We start from the raw sequence: 18,761 nt of genomic DNA, 5'->3' as shown, positions 1-18,761 counted from the left end.
TTTATCAAATTTAAGATTTCAAAAATGCGTTAGTCAACTCAAAAAACATTTTCGGGTTTTCAGCATGAAGCCAGTGTCCGGCATTTGGAATTGTTTCTAATTTGAAATCCGGAAAGTGTTTTTGAATATCTTCAATATCCGAATCAGGGATATATCCTGAATTCCCTCCTCTTATAAACAGAGTTGGCTTATCAAAAACTAAACCTTCTGCCAAAGGTTTTCCTATAGCATCCAGGTTATTATTAAAAACTTCCAGATTGAATCTAAAAGCTAGTTGCCCTGGTTCTTTCCAATATAGATTTTTTAATAAAAACTGGCGTGTTCCAAAATCTGGCACATATTGCGCCACAATTGCTTCGACATCATTCCGGCTTGGCTTTACAGAAAAATCAACCGCATTTAATCCTTCCAAAATATCCTGATGATGTGGTTTATAGAATTTAGAGCCAATATCTGCTACAATTAATTTATCAACTAAATCTGAATGAGTAGCTGCAAAAAGCATCGCTACTTTTCCGCCCATAGAATGTCCTAAAATATCGATTTTATTTAACTGATTTGCCTGACAATATTCGAAAACATCCTGCACCATGGCTTCATAACTCCATTCATCTGAATGAAAACTTCGTCCGTGATTTCGCAGGTCTAAAATATGAACCTGAAATCCGGTCTCAACATATTGTCCTGCGAGGGTTTTCCAGTTATCAGACATTCCAAGAAATCCGTGCATGATGATGAATGGTTTTCCTTTGCCTTCTATTTTTGAATAAAGCATATTATTTCAGTTTATTTAAATACATATTCACTACATTATCCAAACCAAGATAAAGCGCTTCTGCAATCAAGGCATGCCCAATAGAAACTTCTAATAATCCGGGAATATTTTGTTTAAAAAACTGAATGTTATCCAGACTCAAGTCATGTCCGGCATTGATACCTAAACCTAATTGGTTTGCTAATTCGGCTGCTTTCATATAAGGATCGATTCCGTTTTTATTTCCCAAAGCATATTCGTGAGCAAAAGCTTCCGTATATAATTCGATTCTATCAGTGCCTGTTTTTTTGGCACCTTCTATCATTTCCAGAACCGGATCAACAAAAATGGAAGTCCTGATTCCGTTTCGTTGAAATTCCTGAATAACTTCAGTCAAATAAGCCTGATTTTTAATGGTATCCCAACCCGCAGAAGAAGTAATAGCACCAATTGCATCCGGGACTAATGTTACCTGATCCGGCTTACATTCTATAACCAAATCAATAAAATTATGCTGCGGATTTCCTTCAATATTATACTCTGTAGTAACAATTGCTTTTAAATCGCGGGCATCCTTATAACGGATATGACGCTCATCCGGACGTGGATGAATTGTGATTCCCTGACCCCCAAAATTCTGAATATCTGTGGCAACTTTTAATAAATCAGGTACATTGCCTCCACGTGCATTTCTCAGGGTAGCAATTTTATTGATATTTACACTTAACTTTGTCATATAAATAGATTATTAATTCTGATAACATTATATTTGTAAGGACAAAAATACAAAGTAAAACGTAGCGTTTTTTGCTATTTTTTGATTATTTTGCATCCAATATCTTCAACCGACTTATGACAGAAATCACCAACTATATCACCAACGATTTTAGAGCAATCGACAGTCAGGAAACGATAGCCTCAGTTCAGGACTTTTTTGCCGATTTAAGTTTTTCTCATTTCCCTGTTTTAGAAAACGGAATTTTCATAGGAAGCATTGCTTCAGATGATGTTGAAACATTTGATACTGATAAAAAAACCATTGATTACAAATATACTTTAGAACGTTTTTTTGCAAGAAAATCAATGATCTGGCTGGATGTTTTAGAAATTTTCGCTAAAAATCATACCAATGTAATTCCGGTACTTGACGAAAACAATACTTATACTGGTTATTATGAAATGGAAGATATTATGAAATTTTTTCAGGAAACTCCATTTTTAAAAGAACAAGGCGGCATTATTATTGTACAAAAAGGACTTTTAGATTATTCTATGGGTCAGGTAACCCAAATCGTAGAAAGTAATAATGGTAAAATCCTGGGTTGCTTTATATCCGAAGCCGATTTAGAAAATGTTCACATTACAATAAAAATTGGCGTTGGGCCAATGAATGAAATCATTCAGACTTTTAGAAGATACAATTACGAAATTATTTCAGAACATCAGGAAGACACCTATATTAACAGTTTAAAAGAGCGTTCTGACTATTTAGACAAATACCTTAATATATAATCCTTAATACGGCAATCAGAAAATGAGTCAATAGATTTTCGCATTAGCACATTATCTAGTTTTCTCATTATGTAATTCAAAAAAATGAAAGTAGCAATTTACGGACAATATTATCAAAACAGTACCGAACCCATTATCAAGGATATTTTTGTGTTTTTTAACAACAATAATGTCGAAATGGTCATTGAAGAAAACTTTTTGAAAATGCTGTATGAGAAACAATTGATAAAAAAAGAATACAAAACTTTCTCAGCAAAAACAAAACTTGATAATAGTTTTGAAATGTTACTTAGTATTGGAGGTGATGGAACCATTTTAAGAGCCGCCAGTTTAGTTCGTAATTCCGGTGTCCCGATTTTAGGGATCAATGCCGGAAGATTAGGTTTTCTTGCAACTGTCCCAAAAGAGAGCATTGATGTTTTTTTGCAATTCGTAATTGATAAAAACTACAGTGTATCTGAAAGAGCCTTGCTAAGTCTTACCTGTGATCCGAAAAGTGATGCAATAGAAGATGACTTAAATTTCGCAATGAATGAGGTTACAGTCAGCAGGAAAGACACCACTTCGATGATTACCGTTGAAACCTATTTAAACAATGAGTATTTAAACTCATATTGGGCTGATGGACTCATTCTTTCAACACCAACAGGTTCCACGGGATATTCATTAAGTTGTGGCGGGCCAATACTAACACCAGATGTAAAAAGTTTAGTAATTACCCCTATTGCCCCTCATAATTTAAACGCAAGACCATTGGTTATACCTGATGATACCGAAATAAAACTTCGTGTTTCCGGAAGGGAGGATCAATATTTAGTATCATTGGACTCAAGAATTGCGTCCATTAAAAATGAATCCGTTCTAACTATTAAAAAAACAGATTTTAAAATTAAAATGGTTGAAATTCCAGGTGAAACTTTTTTAAAAACACTCAGAAAAAAATTGCTTTGGGGAGAGGACAAAAGGAATTAATCTCTTTTACCAATCTTAACTATACGATAATAGTGCTTTTCTCGTTTAGCATATATCGAATCTTCATTAAATGTCTCAAAATCATATAGTAAATTTAAAAAAAGACACATTTAGCCAAAGGAACTTTGATTCGTATTGATAATTATTATATTTGCACGCAATTTTGAATTAAATGAAGAAAATTTTTAATTTATTGTTATGTTTTTTCCCTTTTATTACACTCAATGCTCAAATTAATGAGATTGGTGTTTTTTTAGGCGGAAGCAACTTTGTAGGAGATGTTGGAAAAACCACTTATATAGCACCCGAAAATCTTGCTTTCGGAATACTATACAAATGGAATAAAAGCCCTCGTCATTCGTATCGGTTTTCCTATACCCAATCAACTGTAACAGGAAATGATTCAAAATCTGAAGAACCCGGCCGAAACAAAAGAGGCTACAACTTTAAAAACGATGTAAAAGAACTTTCTGCCGGTCTGGAGTTTAATTTTTTTGACTTTAATTTACACGATGAAGATCTAAAAATTACACCCTATATATTTTCAGGTCTAAATTATTTCAGGTATGATGAATTATATATTGAAAACGGGATAACTAAAAAAGACAAAAAATCTGGTTCTTTTGCTATACCTATAATATTAGGAATAAAATCAAATATTAACCGCAATTTTATTTTAGCAGCTGAAATTGGAGCACGATATGCTTTCACGGACAACATAGACGGAAGCAATCCTGAAAACGATTCTTTCAAAAATAATCAGTTTGGCAATTTAAATAATAATGATTGGTATGTTTTTACGGGAGTAACATTAACATATACCTTTGGACAAAAACCTTGCTATTGCGCAGAATAAAATGAATTTACTAGAATCCATAGATAAAACAAATTTACCCAAACATCTTGCCATTATTATGGATGGAAATGGTCGTTGGGCGAAACAGCAAGGCTTTCTTCGCACGTTTGGACATGAAAATGGCGCAAAATCAGTTAAGGAAACTATTAAAACATGTGCTAAACTTGGTGTTGAATTTTTAACTTTATACGCTTTTTCTACCGAAAACTGGAACCGGCCTAAAGTAGAAGTAGATACTTTAATGAAATTACTAATCAATTCATTAAGAAAAGAACTTACTACTTTACAAGAAAACAACATCAGACTTAATGCTATTGGAAATCTTGACAAATTACCAAAATCTGCTCAAACAGAATTATTGGATGTTATCGATAAGACGAAAAACAATACCCGATTAACACTAACATTAGCCTTAAGTTACGGATCGAGAGAAGAATTGGTAAACGCCGTGAGAATCATCAGTGATAAAGTTAAAAATAATATAATTTCATTAGACGCTATTGACGATTCAATTATAAATGAGCATCTTTACACGCAAAATTTACCTGATGTAGATTTATTAATACGAACAAGTGGAGAACACAGAATAAGTAATTTCCTGTTATGGCAGATTGCCTACGCAGAATTATATTTTACTGATGTACTCTGGCCCGACTTTAAAGAACAAGATTTATATGAGGCTATCATTAGTTATCAAAAAAGAGAACGTAGATTTGGAAAAACCAGTGAACAAATTAAATAATATTTTAGTGTTACAAAAAAGAATACAAATAGTACTTACCCTATTTCTTTTGGGTAGTTTTTCTCAAATTAAAGCTCAAGAAAGAATCCCTTTTGATCAGGGAAAAAAATATATTCTTGCAAAAGTTTCTGTTGTTGGTAAAATAAGCTTCAATGAACAAACCGTTGTAACATTTTCTGGCCTGCAAAAAGGACAGGAAATTACTGTTCCTGGTGAAGAAATTAGTGGAGCGATTAAGAAATTAGGAAAGCTTGGCCTTTTTGATGAAATTTCATTTTACGTAAATAAAGCCGAAAATGACAGTATATACCTGGACTTAAATATAGTTGAACTTCCTAAACTAAACGAAGTAAAATTTGTTGGTATAAAAAAGGGTAAAGTAGAAGGTCTTATAAAAGATAACAACCTGACAAAAAGTAAGATTGTAAACGAAAATCTAATCACTACGACAAAAAATTACATCGAAAACAAATACAAAAAAGAAGGTTTTTACAATACAAAAGTAACTATCACAACTACTCCAGACGCTACTGCAGGAAACAGTGTAAACATGCTGGTTCGCATAGACAAAGGAGACAAAGTAAAAATCAAAAGTATTGACTTTACAGGCAACAAGCAACTTACAGACAATCAGCTAAGAAGTGCCATGAAAGACACCAAACAAAAAAATATATTGCGTGTACTGAAAGCCTCAAAATTTATTCCTGAAAAATACAAAACCGACTTAGAAAAAGTTATTGCATCCTATAAAGAAAAAGGATATCGTGATGCACGTATTATATATGACTCTGTCACTTATAATAAAGAAAAAAACATGCTTGCTATTAAAATTAATCTGGAAGAAGGAAATAAATATTACTTCGGAAATATTAAATTTTTAGGAAATACCGTTTATTCTGACCAACAGCTTAATCGTTATCTGGGAATTAAAAAGGGAGAAACCTACAACGGAGTATTACTTGAAAAAAGAATAGCAGACAAAACAAAACCTGACGGCGAAGACATTACAAACCTATACCAAAACAACGGGTATCTATTTTCAAATATTAATGCAGTAGAGGTTAAAACAGTAAATGATACAATTGATTTTGAAATTAGAATCACCGAAGGACCTATCGCCTATTTCAATAAAATATCTGTAGTAGGAAATGATAAAACGAATGACCATGTTATCTATCGTGAGCTAAGAACTAAACCGGGTGAAAAATACAGTAAAGAGTTATTAGTAAGAACCATTCGTGAAATTGGGCAGTTAGGCTTTTTTGACCCTGAAGCAATTGATCCTAAATTTAAAAATGTAGATGCCGCAGCCGGAACAGTAGATATTGAGTACAACCTAGTCGAAAAAGGTTCCAGCCAGGTAGAATTACAAGGAGGATACGGTGGAGGAGGTTTCATAGGGACTTTAGGATTATCTTTCAATAACTTTTCGGCAAGGAACATGTTTAAAAAAGAAGCCTACAAACCATTGCCTATGGGAGATGGCCAAAAAGTTTCCCTTCGTTTACAAGGAAGTACTTATTTTCAAACTTATAGTATATCGTTCTCAGAACCTTGGTTTGGAGGAAAAAAACCGGTACAATTTAGTTCATCTATTTCATACAGTAAGCAGTTCAATTACAGCTATGGAAATAATGTAGACAAAAGCCAAAGCTTTAACATTCTAACTTTACAAGTTGGACTTGCAAAGAGATTAACTGTTCCGGATGATTATTTCGTACTATCGCAGTCTGTAAGTTATCAGCACTATGACTTGAATAATTATTTTACGGGTCTTTTTACTTTTGGTAATGGAACTTCAAGAAATTTAGCCTATACAATTGGTCTTACGAGAAGTAATAAAGGGGTGAATCCTATATTCCCAACTTACGGTTCTGAGTTCAGTGTTTCAGCAAAAGTAACACCTCCTTACTCTTTATTTAACAATGTAGATTATGCAACCTTAGGTGACAAAGAAGAATATAAATTAAGAGCAAGCGCTGATTCAACAGTACCAGATGCAAATGGACAAATGATTGAAAAGGGTGACTATCTTGATTCATCCGGAAACAAAGTAAGTACTCCTCAGGAAGCTGCCGCTGATCCGGCAAAAGTAGATCAGGAAAAATACAACTGGCTCGAATATTATAAAGTTAAATTTAAAGCAGACTGGTATAATAAAGTATATGGAAAATTAGTTTTAAGAACATTAACTGAATTTGGTTTCATGGGTGCTTATAATCAGGACAGAGGTATTGTTCCTTTTGAACGTTTTTATTTAGGTGGAGACGGTATGGCTAACTACTCGATGGATGGCAGGGAAACTATTGGATTAAGAGGATACGAAAATAATTCTTTGACTCCAATAAAAAACGGTCAACAAATTGGTGCTACGATTTATAACAAATTCTCTATGGAATTACGTTATCCTATTACACTGAAACCATCAGCATCAATATATGCTTTGACTTTTCTTGAAGCTGGTGCTGCTTACGATGGATTTAAAAACTACAATCCTTTTGACTTGTATCGTTCTGCAGGTTTTGGTTTGCGTGTATTTATGCCTGCATTTGGATTATTAGGTATTGATTTTGGTTACGGATTTGATGCTCAGACAGGTGAAACAAAAGCACACGGTCAGGAAATACACTTTATTATTGGACAACAATTTTAAAAAGATGATATTTGGTTAAAATTTGGAAATAAAGTAATGGTATGAGAAAACAGTTTTTATTTATATTTTTATCCCTGATTGTAGCAAATACAAATGAGGCGCAGACAAGATCGACCAGAATTGGCTACATCGACATGGAATATATTTTAGAAAATGTTTCTGATTACAAAGAAGCCAAATCTCAATTAGACTTAAAAGCAACTAAGTGGAAACAGGAAATTGAAATCAAAAAATTAGAAATAAATAAATTAAAAGAAACTCTCAAAACTGAAAAAGCTTTACTTACAAAAGAACTTATCGAGGAAAGAGAAACAGAAATTAAATTTCTGGAAAATGAGATGCTGGAATATCAACAAAAACAATTTGGAGTTGACGGAAATTTAATGCATCAAAAAGCATCTTTGGCAAAACCAATACAAGATCAGGTTTTTACTGCTGTTCAGGACATTGCCGAAGCTAAAAACTATGATTTTATATTTGATAAATCATCTGATTTGACAATGCTATTTTCAGCTAAGAGATTTGATATAAGCGATCAGGTTATTCGTATTTTAAACAGAGCAGATAAAAGAGAACAGCTCACTAAAAAACAATTAAAAGAACAAGAAGCCAAAGAAAATCGTGAAAACGAAATTGATGAAAATCCGGCAATGGCAGACAGACAAAAAGCCCTGGATGCAAGAAAAGCAGCAAGAGATAAATTAGTTGCTGACAGAAAACTAGAACAGGAAGCAAAACGAAAAGAATACGAAGATAAAAGAAACGCCATAGCCGCTGAAAAAGCTGCCAAGAAAAATGGCACAGTTTCTGAAACAACAAAAACAACAGAGACAACGCAAACTGCTAAACCTGTTGTAAGTACAGAACAAACAACTGCTGAGCCTGCAGTCAATAAGGCCGAAGAAAGGCAGAAACTTTATGACCAGCGTAAAAAAGAATTAGAAGAAAAAAGAAAGAAAATTTTAGAAGAAAGAGAAGCCGCTAAAAAAGCTAAAGAAGCAGAAACACAAAAAACAAATACGACCAATAATTAATTAATATTTTTAAAATGATGAAACAAATCAAAACTTTAGTAATTGCTGCAGTGCTTTTTTTAACTGCAAACAATACAATGAATGCGCAGGCTAAAACAGCTCATGTTGATGTTAGCGAGATTATGTCGAAGATGCCAGCTATGCTTGATGCCCAAACTCAATTACAAAAATTAAGTGGAACATACGATGCAGAATACAAAAAAATGATCGAAGAATACCAAACAAAAATCAAAAAGTATGATGCTGAATCTGCAACTGCAACTGAAGCAGTAAATACTGAGCGTGCCAAAGAAGTTCAGGATATGCAAAAGAGAATTGGGGATTACAGAGACAATGCTCAAAAAGAACTTCAACAAAAAGAAACTGATTTAGTAAAACCTTTAATGGAAAAAGTAAGAGCTTCTATCCAAAAAATTGGAAAAGCAAAAGGTTTCCAGTACGTATTAGACGGTTCAACTCTTTTATTAGCTGATGGTCCAAACATTACTGCTGATGTTAAAAAAGATTTAGGATTCTAAGAACAAATTTCTTATTACAAAAAATGGCTCAGTTTAAAAAAACTAAGCCATTTTTGTTTTTATAATTTTATTTTTACGCCACCATTAATTGTAAATCCTTCTGTATGTGTCCAGATATCATCAAATGTTGGTTTGTTGTGAGGCTCATTGACCACTCTCTTATAAGTACTCTGTCGTGTATCCGTAAAGTTCTCAAAATTGATAAAAAAAGCAAATTTATCCCATAGTGTTTTCTCTACCATAAAACCAAATTCCCAATAAGTTGGCGTTTTATCACCGTTATATAAATATTGTTCATCTGTAAAATAACCTTCCAATCCTATTTTAAAATTGGTCTCCTTTTCATAAATCAGTGCCAGGTTTACTTTGTTTTTTGGTAATAAAGGCAAAAATTGATTTCCTGTTAAATATTGAGCCTGTGCGTCAGTAAAAGTATACCCAACAAAAAGTTTTAGATCTTCCTTATAAACAAACTTAATGTTAGTTTCAAAACCTTTACTAACAACAGGATCTGATGCATTTACAAAGAATGAATAATCTGCCTCATTTTCCAAAACCAATGGTTTGCTAATTTCTGTTATAAAAAACATCTGATTAACAGAAAATTTCAAATCAGAAAAAATATTTACTTTGTAATTTATATCTGCCGTTCCTCCGATACTTTTTTCTGCAACTACATTTTGCAAAGGCAGGAGATTTTGATATTGAACAGATTCTGTTTGTTCTGTAAAAACAGTTGGAATTTTGTATCCAAGACCAGCACCAACTCTACTGCTTAATTGTGAATTTATTTTAAACAATGCGGCCACTTTTGGTAAAAAGAAAGTCTGATTTTTTGAAAAATTAGTATTCGAATACGATACATTATCCAATCTTAAACCATTCTCTAACTTTACCCTTTCAGTCACATCCCACGTATGCTGAAAATATGCACCCGTAGTAAAAGATTGAGCATCCAAAATACCGGAATTTCTTTGTTTAAATTTATCATAAACTAAATTCAAACCACTAATAATAGTATATCTTGATTTGTTTACGACATAGGATACTTCAGTAAAAGAATTGGTATTTACTCCCGAAAACTCATAATCCGGAATATTGATTTTTCGGTCAAAAACACTCAGGCTCTGTTTTAATTTCAAACTATTTTGATTATCAAATTTCTTATCCAGTTCAAAAGTAGTTGTATTGCGTATTGTTTTGTTTTTTTCGAAATAAACATGATACGCATCGGGATAACCTTCAATAACATGCATATCCCCTCCTTCGATGTCAGTCTTGGTAAAACTATTACCCAACATAAAACTCAAATTTTCTGAAGGATAATAAAACAATCTGGGGTTTATGGTAAAATTATGCGATTTTGGAGTCTCTGAAAAATCATCATCATCGACATCAAAAGCTTTTTGAAAATTAACCAACCCTAATATCGAATACCCAAATTTGCCTTTTCGTTGTGATGCATACGCCCCAATATTCGTTTGATTGATATTGGATTGATTCAGTATAAAATTATATTCTCCTTTTTGTTTTGGTGTCTTTGAAATAAAATTAATCGCACCTGCTATTGCTCCTCCTCCGTACAATGTTGAAGAAGGTCCTTTGATTACCTCAACCTGCTGCAAATCTAAAGGTGGAATTTCAAGAATACTTAAACCGCTTGCAAAATTCCCAAAATTAGCATATCCATCTTTCAATAATTGCGTATAGCGGCCGTCAAGCCCCTGTACCCTGATACTTGCATTACCACTGGTGGCAGATGTTTGCTGCACCTGCAAACCGGTGCTTTCATGCAACACCATACTTACATTTGCTGGTTTCATATTGGCCTTTTCATCAAGTTCTTCGGCATCAATGGATTCGATTCTTGTTGGTGTATTTTTGATTGTCCTGCTGGTTCGTGTTGACTGAACAACAACCGCATCCAGTTCTTCTTCTTCACTCGATTTCAACTGAACGCTTACAAGTTCTCCATTCTGCTTTGGAAGAATTACATTTAATGAAAATTCTTCGTACCCTAAAAGAACAAAATTAATTTTGTGCTCCCCATTTTCAATAGGATTTAATTCTAAAAAACCTTTGTCATCTGTTATTCCGGAAATAGTACTATTATGAATACTAACTGAAACACCTGCTAAACTTTTCAGGGTTTCACTATCTTTTACGATAATTCTTAAAGTGTTTTGGCTATATGCGAACGAACATATAAATGCAGCCAAAATAATTACATATTTTGTCATTTTCATATTAAATTAAATAAATAATAAATTGCCCAAGTAAATACGATGGGAAATGTCAATATTGATTTAACTTAATTTTGGAGGCTGCCAGATTCCTAAATAAATTGTTTTGTAGTTATTGTAGACATAAAAAACCGTTTGCTCTTTAGTAGCAAAACTCAGGTTCTTTTCTTCTTTATAAATCTGGTATTGAAATTGAAAACCATGAACTCCACAACAGGCACAAGAACAAAAAGGAGCACACAGATCGTTTTGAGTTTCTGTTTTTTTATTTCGGGAATGATTCTTATGAAGTTCAGTTTTTGCAAAATCAGTACAATCATCTATGTCATTACAAGGAAGTAATGACAATGAAATAAGATAAACTGCAAGCAAAAACCAGGTTAATTTCATGCTGTAAATATAGAGAAATCTTTCACTGTTTGTCTTATAAAAATGCAGATCATATCTATAAATTTCTGATTTATTTAACCTAAAATTCAATAAAAAGTACGAATTTAGATTTCCGAAAAAATGTAACTTTGTTTTATGACAAACAACAATCCTATAGGTGTTTTTGATTCCGGAATTGGGGGGACTTCAATATGGAGTGCCATTCACGAACTGCTTCCGAACGAAAAGACCATTTATTTAGCCGATAGCAAAAATGCTCCATATGGTCAAAAAACCAAAGAAGAAATTGTTGCTTTGAGCAAAAAAAATACTGATTTTTTAATAGCAAAAAACTGTAAATTAATTGTCGTAGCCTGCAATACTGCCACAACAAATGCAATTAGTGAACTTCGTGCCAATTATGACATTCCGTTTATTGGAATTGAACCTGCCATTAAACCAGCCGCCAATAATTCGAAAACACAGGTTATTGGCATTCTGGCTACAAAAGGCACACTGAACAGCGAGCTTTTCAACAAAACTGCCGAAATGTTTCATGACACAAAAATCATAGAACAAGTAGGCCACGGACTGGTGCAGCTCATTGAAGATGGCAACCTGAATTCTCCTGAGATGACTCAGTTGTTAGAGTCATATCTTAAACCTATGATTGATGCTAATATTGATTATCTGGTTTTAGGCTGCAGTCATTATCCTTACCTGATTCCGCAGATTAAAAAAATACTACCTGAACATATTCAGATTATTGATTCAGGAGAAGCGGTAGCCCGGCAAACCAAAAATATTTTACGCGAAAAAGTAGGTTTCTCTGATAGAGAAAAAAGCGAACCTGTATTTTATGTCAATTCAAATCCTGCCGTTTTAAAATCAATTTTAAATAATAAGTATGACGTCATACAAAAAGAATTTTAAACTGTTATTCTATCTTTCGCTTGACGAACCAAATTCCGTCTAATGATAAATTTAGTGATAGTTTGTGGTAATTTTCTTTTATTAACCCATCACCAATTTTGCCTTTTTGTCCGTAAGAATACGAAATATTAAGAACTGAATAAGTGTTATCAACCGGTAAGGAAACTCCAAAAGAAATTGCTGCATTATTGACCCTTTTCCCATCGACTTCAAGATAACCGGTATCAAAATTCAAGCCTGTTCCATATTGAACGCCATCCCAATAACTTCTGATGTTTTTATTTTTTCTAAAACTAAACCCCAAAGCAAAACGATCCTGATTAACAAAATCGCCATATAATTTGGATTGATTGGTTTCATTCCATAAACTTTTTTCATAATCAAGAGTCATCGTGAAATTGTTTTTGAAACGTTTACTAACACCAAAACCTATTTCCAAGGGTATATAATAATCATCTGTATCGGAAGCTACATCTGACTCAAAAGCACTCTCATTTGAATCGTTTACATTCTCTACCGACTGCACTTTAGAAGCCTTAACCTGGACAGGCAATTTAAAAGTTGATGCAATGGTAAAGGTCGAATCTATTTTATACTGAGTCCCTAAAGTTGCCCGTAAGCCGCTATAAGTTGTTTTTTTGTTAATTGTTGTCAGTGAATTTGAAATGATATAACTTCTCTCATCAGTCGTATTTCCAAAAAGTACAGTCCCCGAAATCCCTATTGCTATTTTTTTGTTTACACGATACCCGTATGAAAGATCAAAATTATTCAATCCTCCTGCCCCCTCAGCATTTAAAGTATAATATTCCGAAGTATTCGAAATAGGTAATTTTAAATCTGAAATTTTAAACGAAGCGCTTGAATAAGGTCGTAAAGCAATACTGAAAGCAGATTTTTTAGTTACCGGAAATGCAAAAGCAATATGTGAAAACTGAAAATTATTGCGTTTTTCAGATTTAGTACTGCTCTGAAACGTTGTTCCGATCGCTTTACCTCCTATTTCAAACATAAAATGATTCAATGGGATATAACCTAGTGAAGCCGGATTGAGATTATTGATAAAAGTATCTGATGGCAATGCAATTCCTGAAGAACCGATGGAAGGGATTGAACCATAATCTGCATCATATAGGCTACCCACACCGTACAATGAATACGGGGAACTGGAAATACTTTGCGAAAACGAGGTTACATACATTAAAATGAAGCAACTTAAAAAGGTGATTTTATTTTTCATTTAATAAGAGAGGTAATAAATTTTCAATTGAATTTTATTATTCAGATGTTTTTGATCACCCAAAACCAGCCTGTTAACTGCTTTATAGATGTTTGGTAAAACAAAAATCAATGAAGATCTGGAATCTGATTGTTTTAGCATTTCTTTTTGCAGAAAACCACCAACTGACAATGAATACCCAACATTTTCATTGAATTCATCACTTTGTTTATTCAGCATAGCATATAAAGGCGTTCCTGATGTTGTGTTTAGGGTACCACTAATCCTGTTGAGTTTATCAGCGACATAAACACGTAATGAGTCCGATAAAGGAAATTTCTCAGAATATGTATTATTAACAGGTTTTAAAATCAATTTAGCATCAACAATAGCCCCTTTATCAGATATATATTTAAGTTGTTTTATGTTTGGAAAATCGATTCGGCATGCTACCCCGGTTCCCGATTGAATATAACTCTGATTATTGGTCAAAAGGCTGGATAATCTGCTATTTGAAACAGGTAGATTCTGAATCAGCGTACCCGTTTTGTCCAACGATATAGCATTAAATTGTTTGGTTGCATCTACAATGGAAAAATCTTTTACATAAGAATCAATATCATCACCTAAATATTTTGAATAATAAAGTCGCACTTTACTCGTTAAACCAAATCCAATAATACTTGAGGAATTTTCTGTTGACGGCACAAGTACCAATCCTTTTAAGTATTCAGTGAAATTATCAAAATCTGTAATATCTCTTTTCTTAAATTTTTGAAAAAGAGCTTCGCCAAAAGCAGCATTCATTTTAATATTTATAGAATCTTTTTCAACAGGCCTCGGTTTATACGAAATAGTTCCTAAACTTTCAGAACTATAATTCAAAGCCGAATTATTATAAAAGTAGTCATCATCTGTATTGGGTTTTACCTTCTGCAGTAATTGATGAATATTAAATGTTTGTACTTTAGTCGTATCTCCGTAATAATAATTATCATATTTTAAAATCATGGAAATAGAATCAAAAACATAATTTGTCCCTTCTGTATCAGATGAACTGTTAATCAGACTATAGGAATCTGATGCCAATTGAAAATAACTGTTTGATTTTACTTTGCCAAATAAAGGATCCTCATAACTGCCAATTAAAATTCTGCTTTGATTAGATGTAATAAGAGAATCAAAATTTATGGTAGACATTTCGACTGTTACCGTATCAATTAAAATTACCTTGTTGTTTACTGCCAGATAATCAGATCCCACAACAAACTCTCCTGCATCTGTATCCGTCCCACATGAAACTATCCCAAAAGCAAAAAACAACATCAATATAAACTTATACATAATCCAATTTTTTGAACAAATATAAAAGGCACATTTCTGGACAACACTATAACATATACAATACCCCTTTTTTAGACTATAGATAGTACAAAACAATCTACAACTGGCTTTAACAAACTAATATTTGATTAAACTGTAAAAATCGCCAATTAGTCTATCAAAAAACCCAATACATATATCTTCTTTTTTTTAAGACAGGTTGCCCCCTACTTTTGAATCAATTAAATAAGGAATGAAAATAAAGGTTTTAGTTTGGTTGGTATTTTTAGTTTGTACTTTAAGTAGTAAGTCACAAGAAAAAATTTCTGTAGATTTTAGTTTAAAGAATGAAGCAACAGATGAAATTAAATTTAATGAAGCAAATGGCGTTATATCGGTTACTGCTAAATTAAACGATAAAAATGAAATTACAAATAAACTTGAATATACAAATCTTAGAATAAAATATGAAATGGGAGCTTATGATTCTTTTGAAAATCTGAATCAGTTTAACCGGATTCAAAACGAATTTAAGATTTCACATACCGTTTCTGATGCAGCAAAATTAAATTTAGCCATTACGCCAACAATTAATTTTCAACAAAATTTGGGCATTTCAGATGCAAATGTTTTAGGAAGTTTTCAATTGAATCAACAATTAAATTCAAAAATAGCTTTAAACATTGGTTTTGAGAGATCAACAGTTTTCGGTTCTCCCAAATTCATACCTACATTATCATTTTCAGGAAAAATAAACAATCAAAGCAGCTTGTTAATAGGTTTTCCGGATTCAAAAATATCGTATTCTAATAATGAACGAAATAAATTTAGCCTGAGTAATCGTTTTAACGGTAGTTTTTATAATCTGGATAAACCTCATACGATATACGATACAGCAACAAAAATTAGTACTTCGCAAGTAACAACTGCAATTGAATACGAAAGAAATGTGGATAAAAACTGGTTTATCAATTTTAAAGCAGGTTATGATTTTGACAAAAAGTACAATCTTCTGGATAAAAACAACCACAAACTATATGATTTTAATACCGGCAACGGTTCTGTTTTAAGCATTGGGATCAAATACAAACAATAAATAAATTTAATACACTATGAATAATTTAAAAAAAGGAATATTATTCGCGGCACTATTTTCAAGCCTGTTTTTTATAGGCTGCAGTAACGATGATGATGATGATGAATTAATAGGAAACTGGATTAAAAAATCTTCATTTGATGGACCTGCCAGATCCAGCTCAACAAGTTTTGTAATTGGAGATTATGCTTATATCACAACGGGTTACACTGGAGATGAATATTTAAAAGATTTATGGGCCTACAACTCGAATGGAGATTACTGGGAACAAAAAGCTGATTTCACCGGATCAGCAAGAAGTTCTGCATCTAGCTTTGAACTAAATGGTAAAGGCTACATAGGTCTTGGATATGACGGGACTAATAAACTGAAAGATTTTTATCAGTATGACCCTGTTAGCAATAGTTGGGAAGCAAAGGCTGACTTTGGCGGTACAGGACGCTATGGTGCTGTAGGTTTTCAGGTAGGCGGAAAAGCTTATTTTGGAACGGGTTACGATGGAAACTATCTGAAAGATTTTTATCAGTATAACGATACCGACAACACCTGGACACTTGTCAGCGGGTTTAGCGGAAACAAAAGACGTCATGCTACAGTTTTTGTCATTAATGATAAAGCCTATTTAGGAACCGGTGTCAATAACGGAACCAATCAGGTAGATTTTTGGGAATTTGATCCATCAACAGATGTGTGGACCAGAAAACGTGATATCGATCAGGATGATGATGATGATTACAGCTGGAACGATGACTATGCGATAACCCGAACCAATGCCTCCAGTTTCAGCTTAAACGGATTGGGTTATATTGTAGGCGGTGAAGGGATCAAAACCGTATGGGAATACAACCCTACAACTGACCTCTGGGAAGAAAGAACTGCGCTTGAAGGAGCTACCAGAACTGACGCTGTAGGTTTTGCAATTAACAATAGAGGTTTTTTAATGTTAGGAAGAATCGGTTCAACTTATTTTGATGATGCCTGGGAATTCAAACCATTAGAAGAACAAAATGACGATGATAATTAATGCCCCAAATCTAAAATTCTTCCGGAACATTTTCCGGAAGAATTTATTTCTTATTTTATTTTTGCTTTTGCTGACAGCCTGTTCAAAAAAAGAAAAACTCCAGGCTCAATCTATCAAAACAGCATCTGGGTGGGGCTATACAATTTTATACGATAATAAAATTGTAATCAGACAAACTATAATACCTGTTATTAGTGATACCAAAAGTTTTAACTCAGAAGGTGATGCCTTAAAAGTTGCTGATTTGGTTATAAAAAAACTCAAACATAATACGTCTCCATCGGTAACCAAAAATGATTTAATTTTATTAAAAATAAAACTGTAAATGAATATCGGTACCCTTAAAAATACAAATTCAAATAAAATTCTATTTCATATCACTATTTGGACTTTCTTTATATTGACATCCTTGATTCAATTTTATGAAAGTCCCTTTAGAATCAACAATGATTTCTATGTACAATGGGGAACAGGAATTATTTTGTTTTATCTGAATTATTTTTATCTGGTACCTACTTTACTTTTAGAAAAAAAATACTGGCTCTATTTTACTTTTATTCTGGGGCTTATTTCATTTTTTATGTTCATCAGAATTAATTATTTTATGACCGATATAATGCCTCCAAGGATGAATCCCGAGGAAGCAAAGATGCTTTTTAAAGAAGGAAGAATGAAAGCCCGTATGCATAAACCGCCCCTTTTTTTTAAAATAGGCCCTTCTTTTTTCTATCTTCTTATTACAGCAATTAGTACTATTATTAGAACCTTAACCGAATTTTATCAAAATCAACAAAATAAATTAAAAGCCGAAACACATAGAACAAATACAGAATTGAATTATTTACGAAAACAGACTAATCCCCATTTTTTATTTAATTCTCTTAACAGCATCTATTCTCTGGCTCACAAAAAATCTGATTTGGTCCCTGATGCCATCGTGACATTATCTGAATTAATGCGGTATATGCTGTATGAAACGGATAATAAAACGGTGGCTTTAGAAAAAGAAATCAATTATATTCAGAATTATATTGAATTACAAAAACTAAGGCTTAACAATATTGAAGACATCGTTATAAACGTTCACGGAAATACTAAAAATAAATTCATCGAACCTTTGTTATTAATTTCGTTTATTGAAAATGCTTTTAAATACGGAACAGATTATAAAGGAGCTGCTCACGTAAAAATTAAAATTTTCATCCTGGAGAATAATCTCGATTTCTGGATAGAAAATGCCATCGAGAACTATGTAAAAGATCCCGAAAATTCAGGCATCGGATTAGCAAACATTCAAAACAGACTCGATTTATTATACCCGAATGCACATGAATTGACTATAAAACAAGACAACCAGTACTATCGTGTACACCTGAACTTGAAATTAGATAAAATTCAAACTGACATTCATTAAAACAGTATTAAACAAATAGACTAAATCAATATTTTAACTAAATTTTAAAATGTAAGTCTTTCGTTTAAAGCTACTTTTGACCTGACCAATTTATTAAAA

General features: G+C 32.8%; 18 protein-coding genes. 12 read left to right on the top strand and 6 right to left on the bottom strand.

Annotated elements, in window-relative coordinates:
* Window positions 1-10 precede the first annotated feature (10 nt).
* Together DMB65_RS17645 and DMB65_RS17640 are read right to left on the bottom strand one after the other, a co-directional pair.
* Window positions 11-775 (bottom strand): alpha/beta fold hydrolase, encoded by a 765-nt coding sequence (locus DMB65_RS17645; protein WP_110307937.1) that lies wholly within the window; start codon window positions 773-775, stop codon window positions 11-13.
* Between the two features lies 1 nt (window position 776).
* Window positions 777-1,490 (bottom strand): pyridoxine 5'-phosphate synthase, encoded by a 714-nt coding sequence (locus tag DMB65_RS17640; RefSeq protein ID WP_110307936.1) that lies wholly within the window; start codon window positions 1,488-1,490, stop codon window positions 777-779.
* A gap of 116 nt (window positions 1,491-1,606) precedes the next feature.
* Here DMB65_RS17640 and DMB65_RS17635 point away from each other — a divergent pair, with 116 nt between their 5' ends.
* The 7 genes from DMB65_RS17635 (at window position 1,607) to DMB65_RS17605 (ending at window position 9,041) form a co-directional block, all read left to right on the top strand.
* Entirely contained in the window at window positions 1,607-2,266 is a 660-nt protein-coding gene (locus DMB65_RS17635) for a CBS domain-containing protein (protein ID WP_110307935.1), read from the top strand.
* An 84-nt stretch (window positions 2,267-2,350) separates the two neighbouring features.
* Window positions 2,351-3,238, top strand: a complete 888-nt coding sequence (locus tag DMB65_RS17630; protein WP_110307934.1) for an NAD kinase — start codon at window positions 2,351-2,353, stop codon at window positions 3,236-3,238.
* Window positions 3,239-3,410: 172 nt separating this feature from the next.
* A complete protein-coding gene (gene porG / locus DMB65_RS17625; protein WP_110307933.1) occupies window positions 3,411-4,094 on the top strand; it encodes a type IX secretion system protein PorG in 684 nt (227 codons plus the stop codon).
* A 1-nt stretch (window position 4,095) separates the two neighbouring features.
* Window positions 4,096-4,836, top strand: coding sequence for an isoprenyl transferase (locus DMB65_RS17620; RefSeq protein ID WP_110307932.1), 741 nt, complete (start codon window positions 4,096-4,098; stop codon window positions 4,834-4,836).
* Window positions 4,769-7,489 (top strand): BamA/OMP85 family outer membrane protein, encoded by a 2,721-nt coding sequence (locus tag DMB65_RS17615; RefSeq protein WP_110307931.1) that lies wholly within the window; start codon window positions 4,769-4,771, stop codon window positions 7,487-7,489. The genes DMB65_RS17620 and DMB65_RS17615 overlap by 68 nt, the downstream gene beginning before the upstream one ends.
* 41 nt (window positions 7,490-7,530) lie before the next feature.
* Complete coding sequence (locus DMB65_RS17610; RefSeq protein ID WP_110307930.1) at window positions 7,531-8,523, top strand: OmpH family outer membrane protein; 993 nt, start codon at window positions 7,531-7,533, stop codon at window positions 8,521-8,523.
* A gap of 14 nt (window positions 8,524-8,537) precedes the next feature.
* The gene (locus tag DMB65_RS17605; protein WP_196239578.1) at window positions 8,538-9,041 is read left to right on the top strand and encodes an OmpH family outer membrane protein; all 504 of its coding nucleotides are present in this window, start codon (window positions 8,538-8,540) and stop codon (window positions 9,039-9,041) included.
* A gap of 59 nt (window positions 9,042-9,100) precedes the next feature.
* Here DMB65_RS17605 and DMB65_RS17600 read toward each other — a convergent pair whose 3' ends face one another.
* Together DMB65_RS17600 and DMB65_RS17595 are read right to left on the bottom strand one after the other, a co-directional pair.
* Window positions 9,101-11,281, bottom strand: coding sequence for a TonB-dependent receptor (locus DMB65_RS17600; protein WP_110307969.1), 2,181 nt, complete (start codon window positions 11,279-11,281; stop codon window positions 9,101-9,103).
* Between the two features lie 66 nt (window positions 11,282-11,347).
* Window positions 11,348-11,674, bottom strand: a complete 327-nt coding sequence (locus tag DMB65_RS17595; protein ID WP_110307929.1) for a DUF6660 family protein — start codon at window positions 11,672-11,674, stop codon at window positions 11,348-11,350.
* A 135-nt stretch (window positions 11,675-11,809) separates the two neighbouring features.
* Here DMB65_RS17595 and murI point away from each other — a divergent pair, with 135 nt between their 5' ends.
* Window positions 11,810-12,586 (top strand): glutamate racemase, encoded by a 777-nt coding sequence (gene murI / locus DMB65_RS17590; protein ID WP_110307928.1) that lies wholly within the window; start codon window positions 11,810-11,812, stop codon window positions 12,584-12,586.
* 4 nt (window positions 12,587-12,590) lie between these two features.
* On the opposite strand, the gene DMB65_RS17585 is transcribed toward murI, so the two are convergent.
* The gene (locus tag DMB65_RS17585) at window positions 12,591-13,826 is read right to left on the bottom strand and encodes a PorV/PorQ family protein (RefSeq protein WP_110307927.1); all 1,236 of its coding nucleotides are present in this window, start codon (window positions 13,824-13,826) and stop codon (window positions 12,591-12,593) included.
* Entirely contained in the window at window positions 13,827-15,149 is a 1,323-nt protein-coding gene (locus tag DMB65_RS17580) for a DUF4270 family protein (RefSeq protein WP_230470710.1), read from the bottom strand.
* 232 nt (window positions 15,150-15,381) lie between these two features.
* On the opposite strand from DMB65_RS17580, the gene DMB65_RS17575 reads away from it, so the two are divergent.
* The 4 genes from DMB65_RS17575 to DMB65_RS17560 all read left to right on the top strand — a co-directional run bounded on the left by DMB65_RS17575 (window position 15,382) and on the right by DMB65_RS17560 (window position 18,662).
* Entirely contained in the window at window positions 15,382-16,224 is an 843-nt protein-coding gene (locus tag DMB65_RS17575) for a DUF6268 family outer membrane beta-barrel protein (protein ID WP_110307925.1), read from the top strand.
* Window positions 16,225-16,240: 16 nt separating this feature from the next.
* Window positions 16,241-17,248: a Kelch repeat-containing protein gene (locus DMB65_RS17570; RefSeq protein WP_110307924.1), complete on the top strand. Its 1,008-nt coding sequence runs from the start codon at window positions 16,241-16,243 to the stop codon at window positions 17,246-17,248.
* A 67-nt stretch (window positions 17,249-17,315) separates the two neighbouring features.
* A complete protein-coding gene (locus DMB65_RS17565; protein ID WP_230470709.1) occupies window positions 17,316-17,573 on the top strand; it encodes a DUF4907 domain-containing protein in 258 nt (85 codons plus the stop codon).
* Window positions 17,574-18,662, top strand: coding sequence for a sensor histidine kinase (locus DMB65_RS17560; RefSeq protein ID WP_110307923.1), 1,089 nt, complete (start codon window positions 17,574-17,576; stop codon window positions 18,660-18,662).
* Window positions 18,663-18,761 lie beyond the last annotated feature (99 nt).

Source organism: Flavobacterium cheongpyeongense (assembly GCF_003202435.1).
Classification (GTDB): domain Bacteria; phylum Bacteroidota; class Bacteroidia; order Flavobacteriales; family Flavobacteriaceae; genus Flavobacterium; species Flavobacterium cheongpyeongense.
This window is presented reverse-complemented; position numbering and strand designations above follow the sequence as displayed.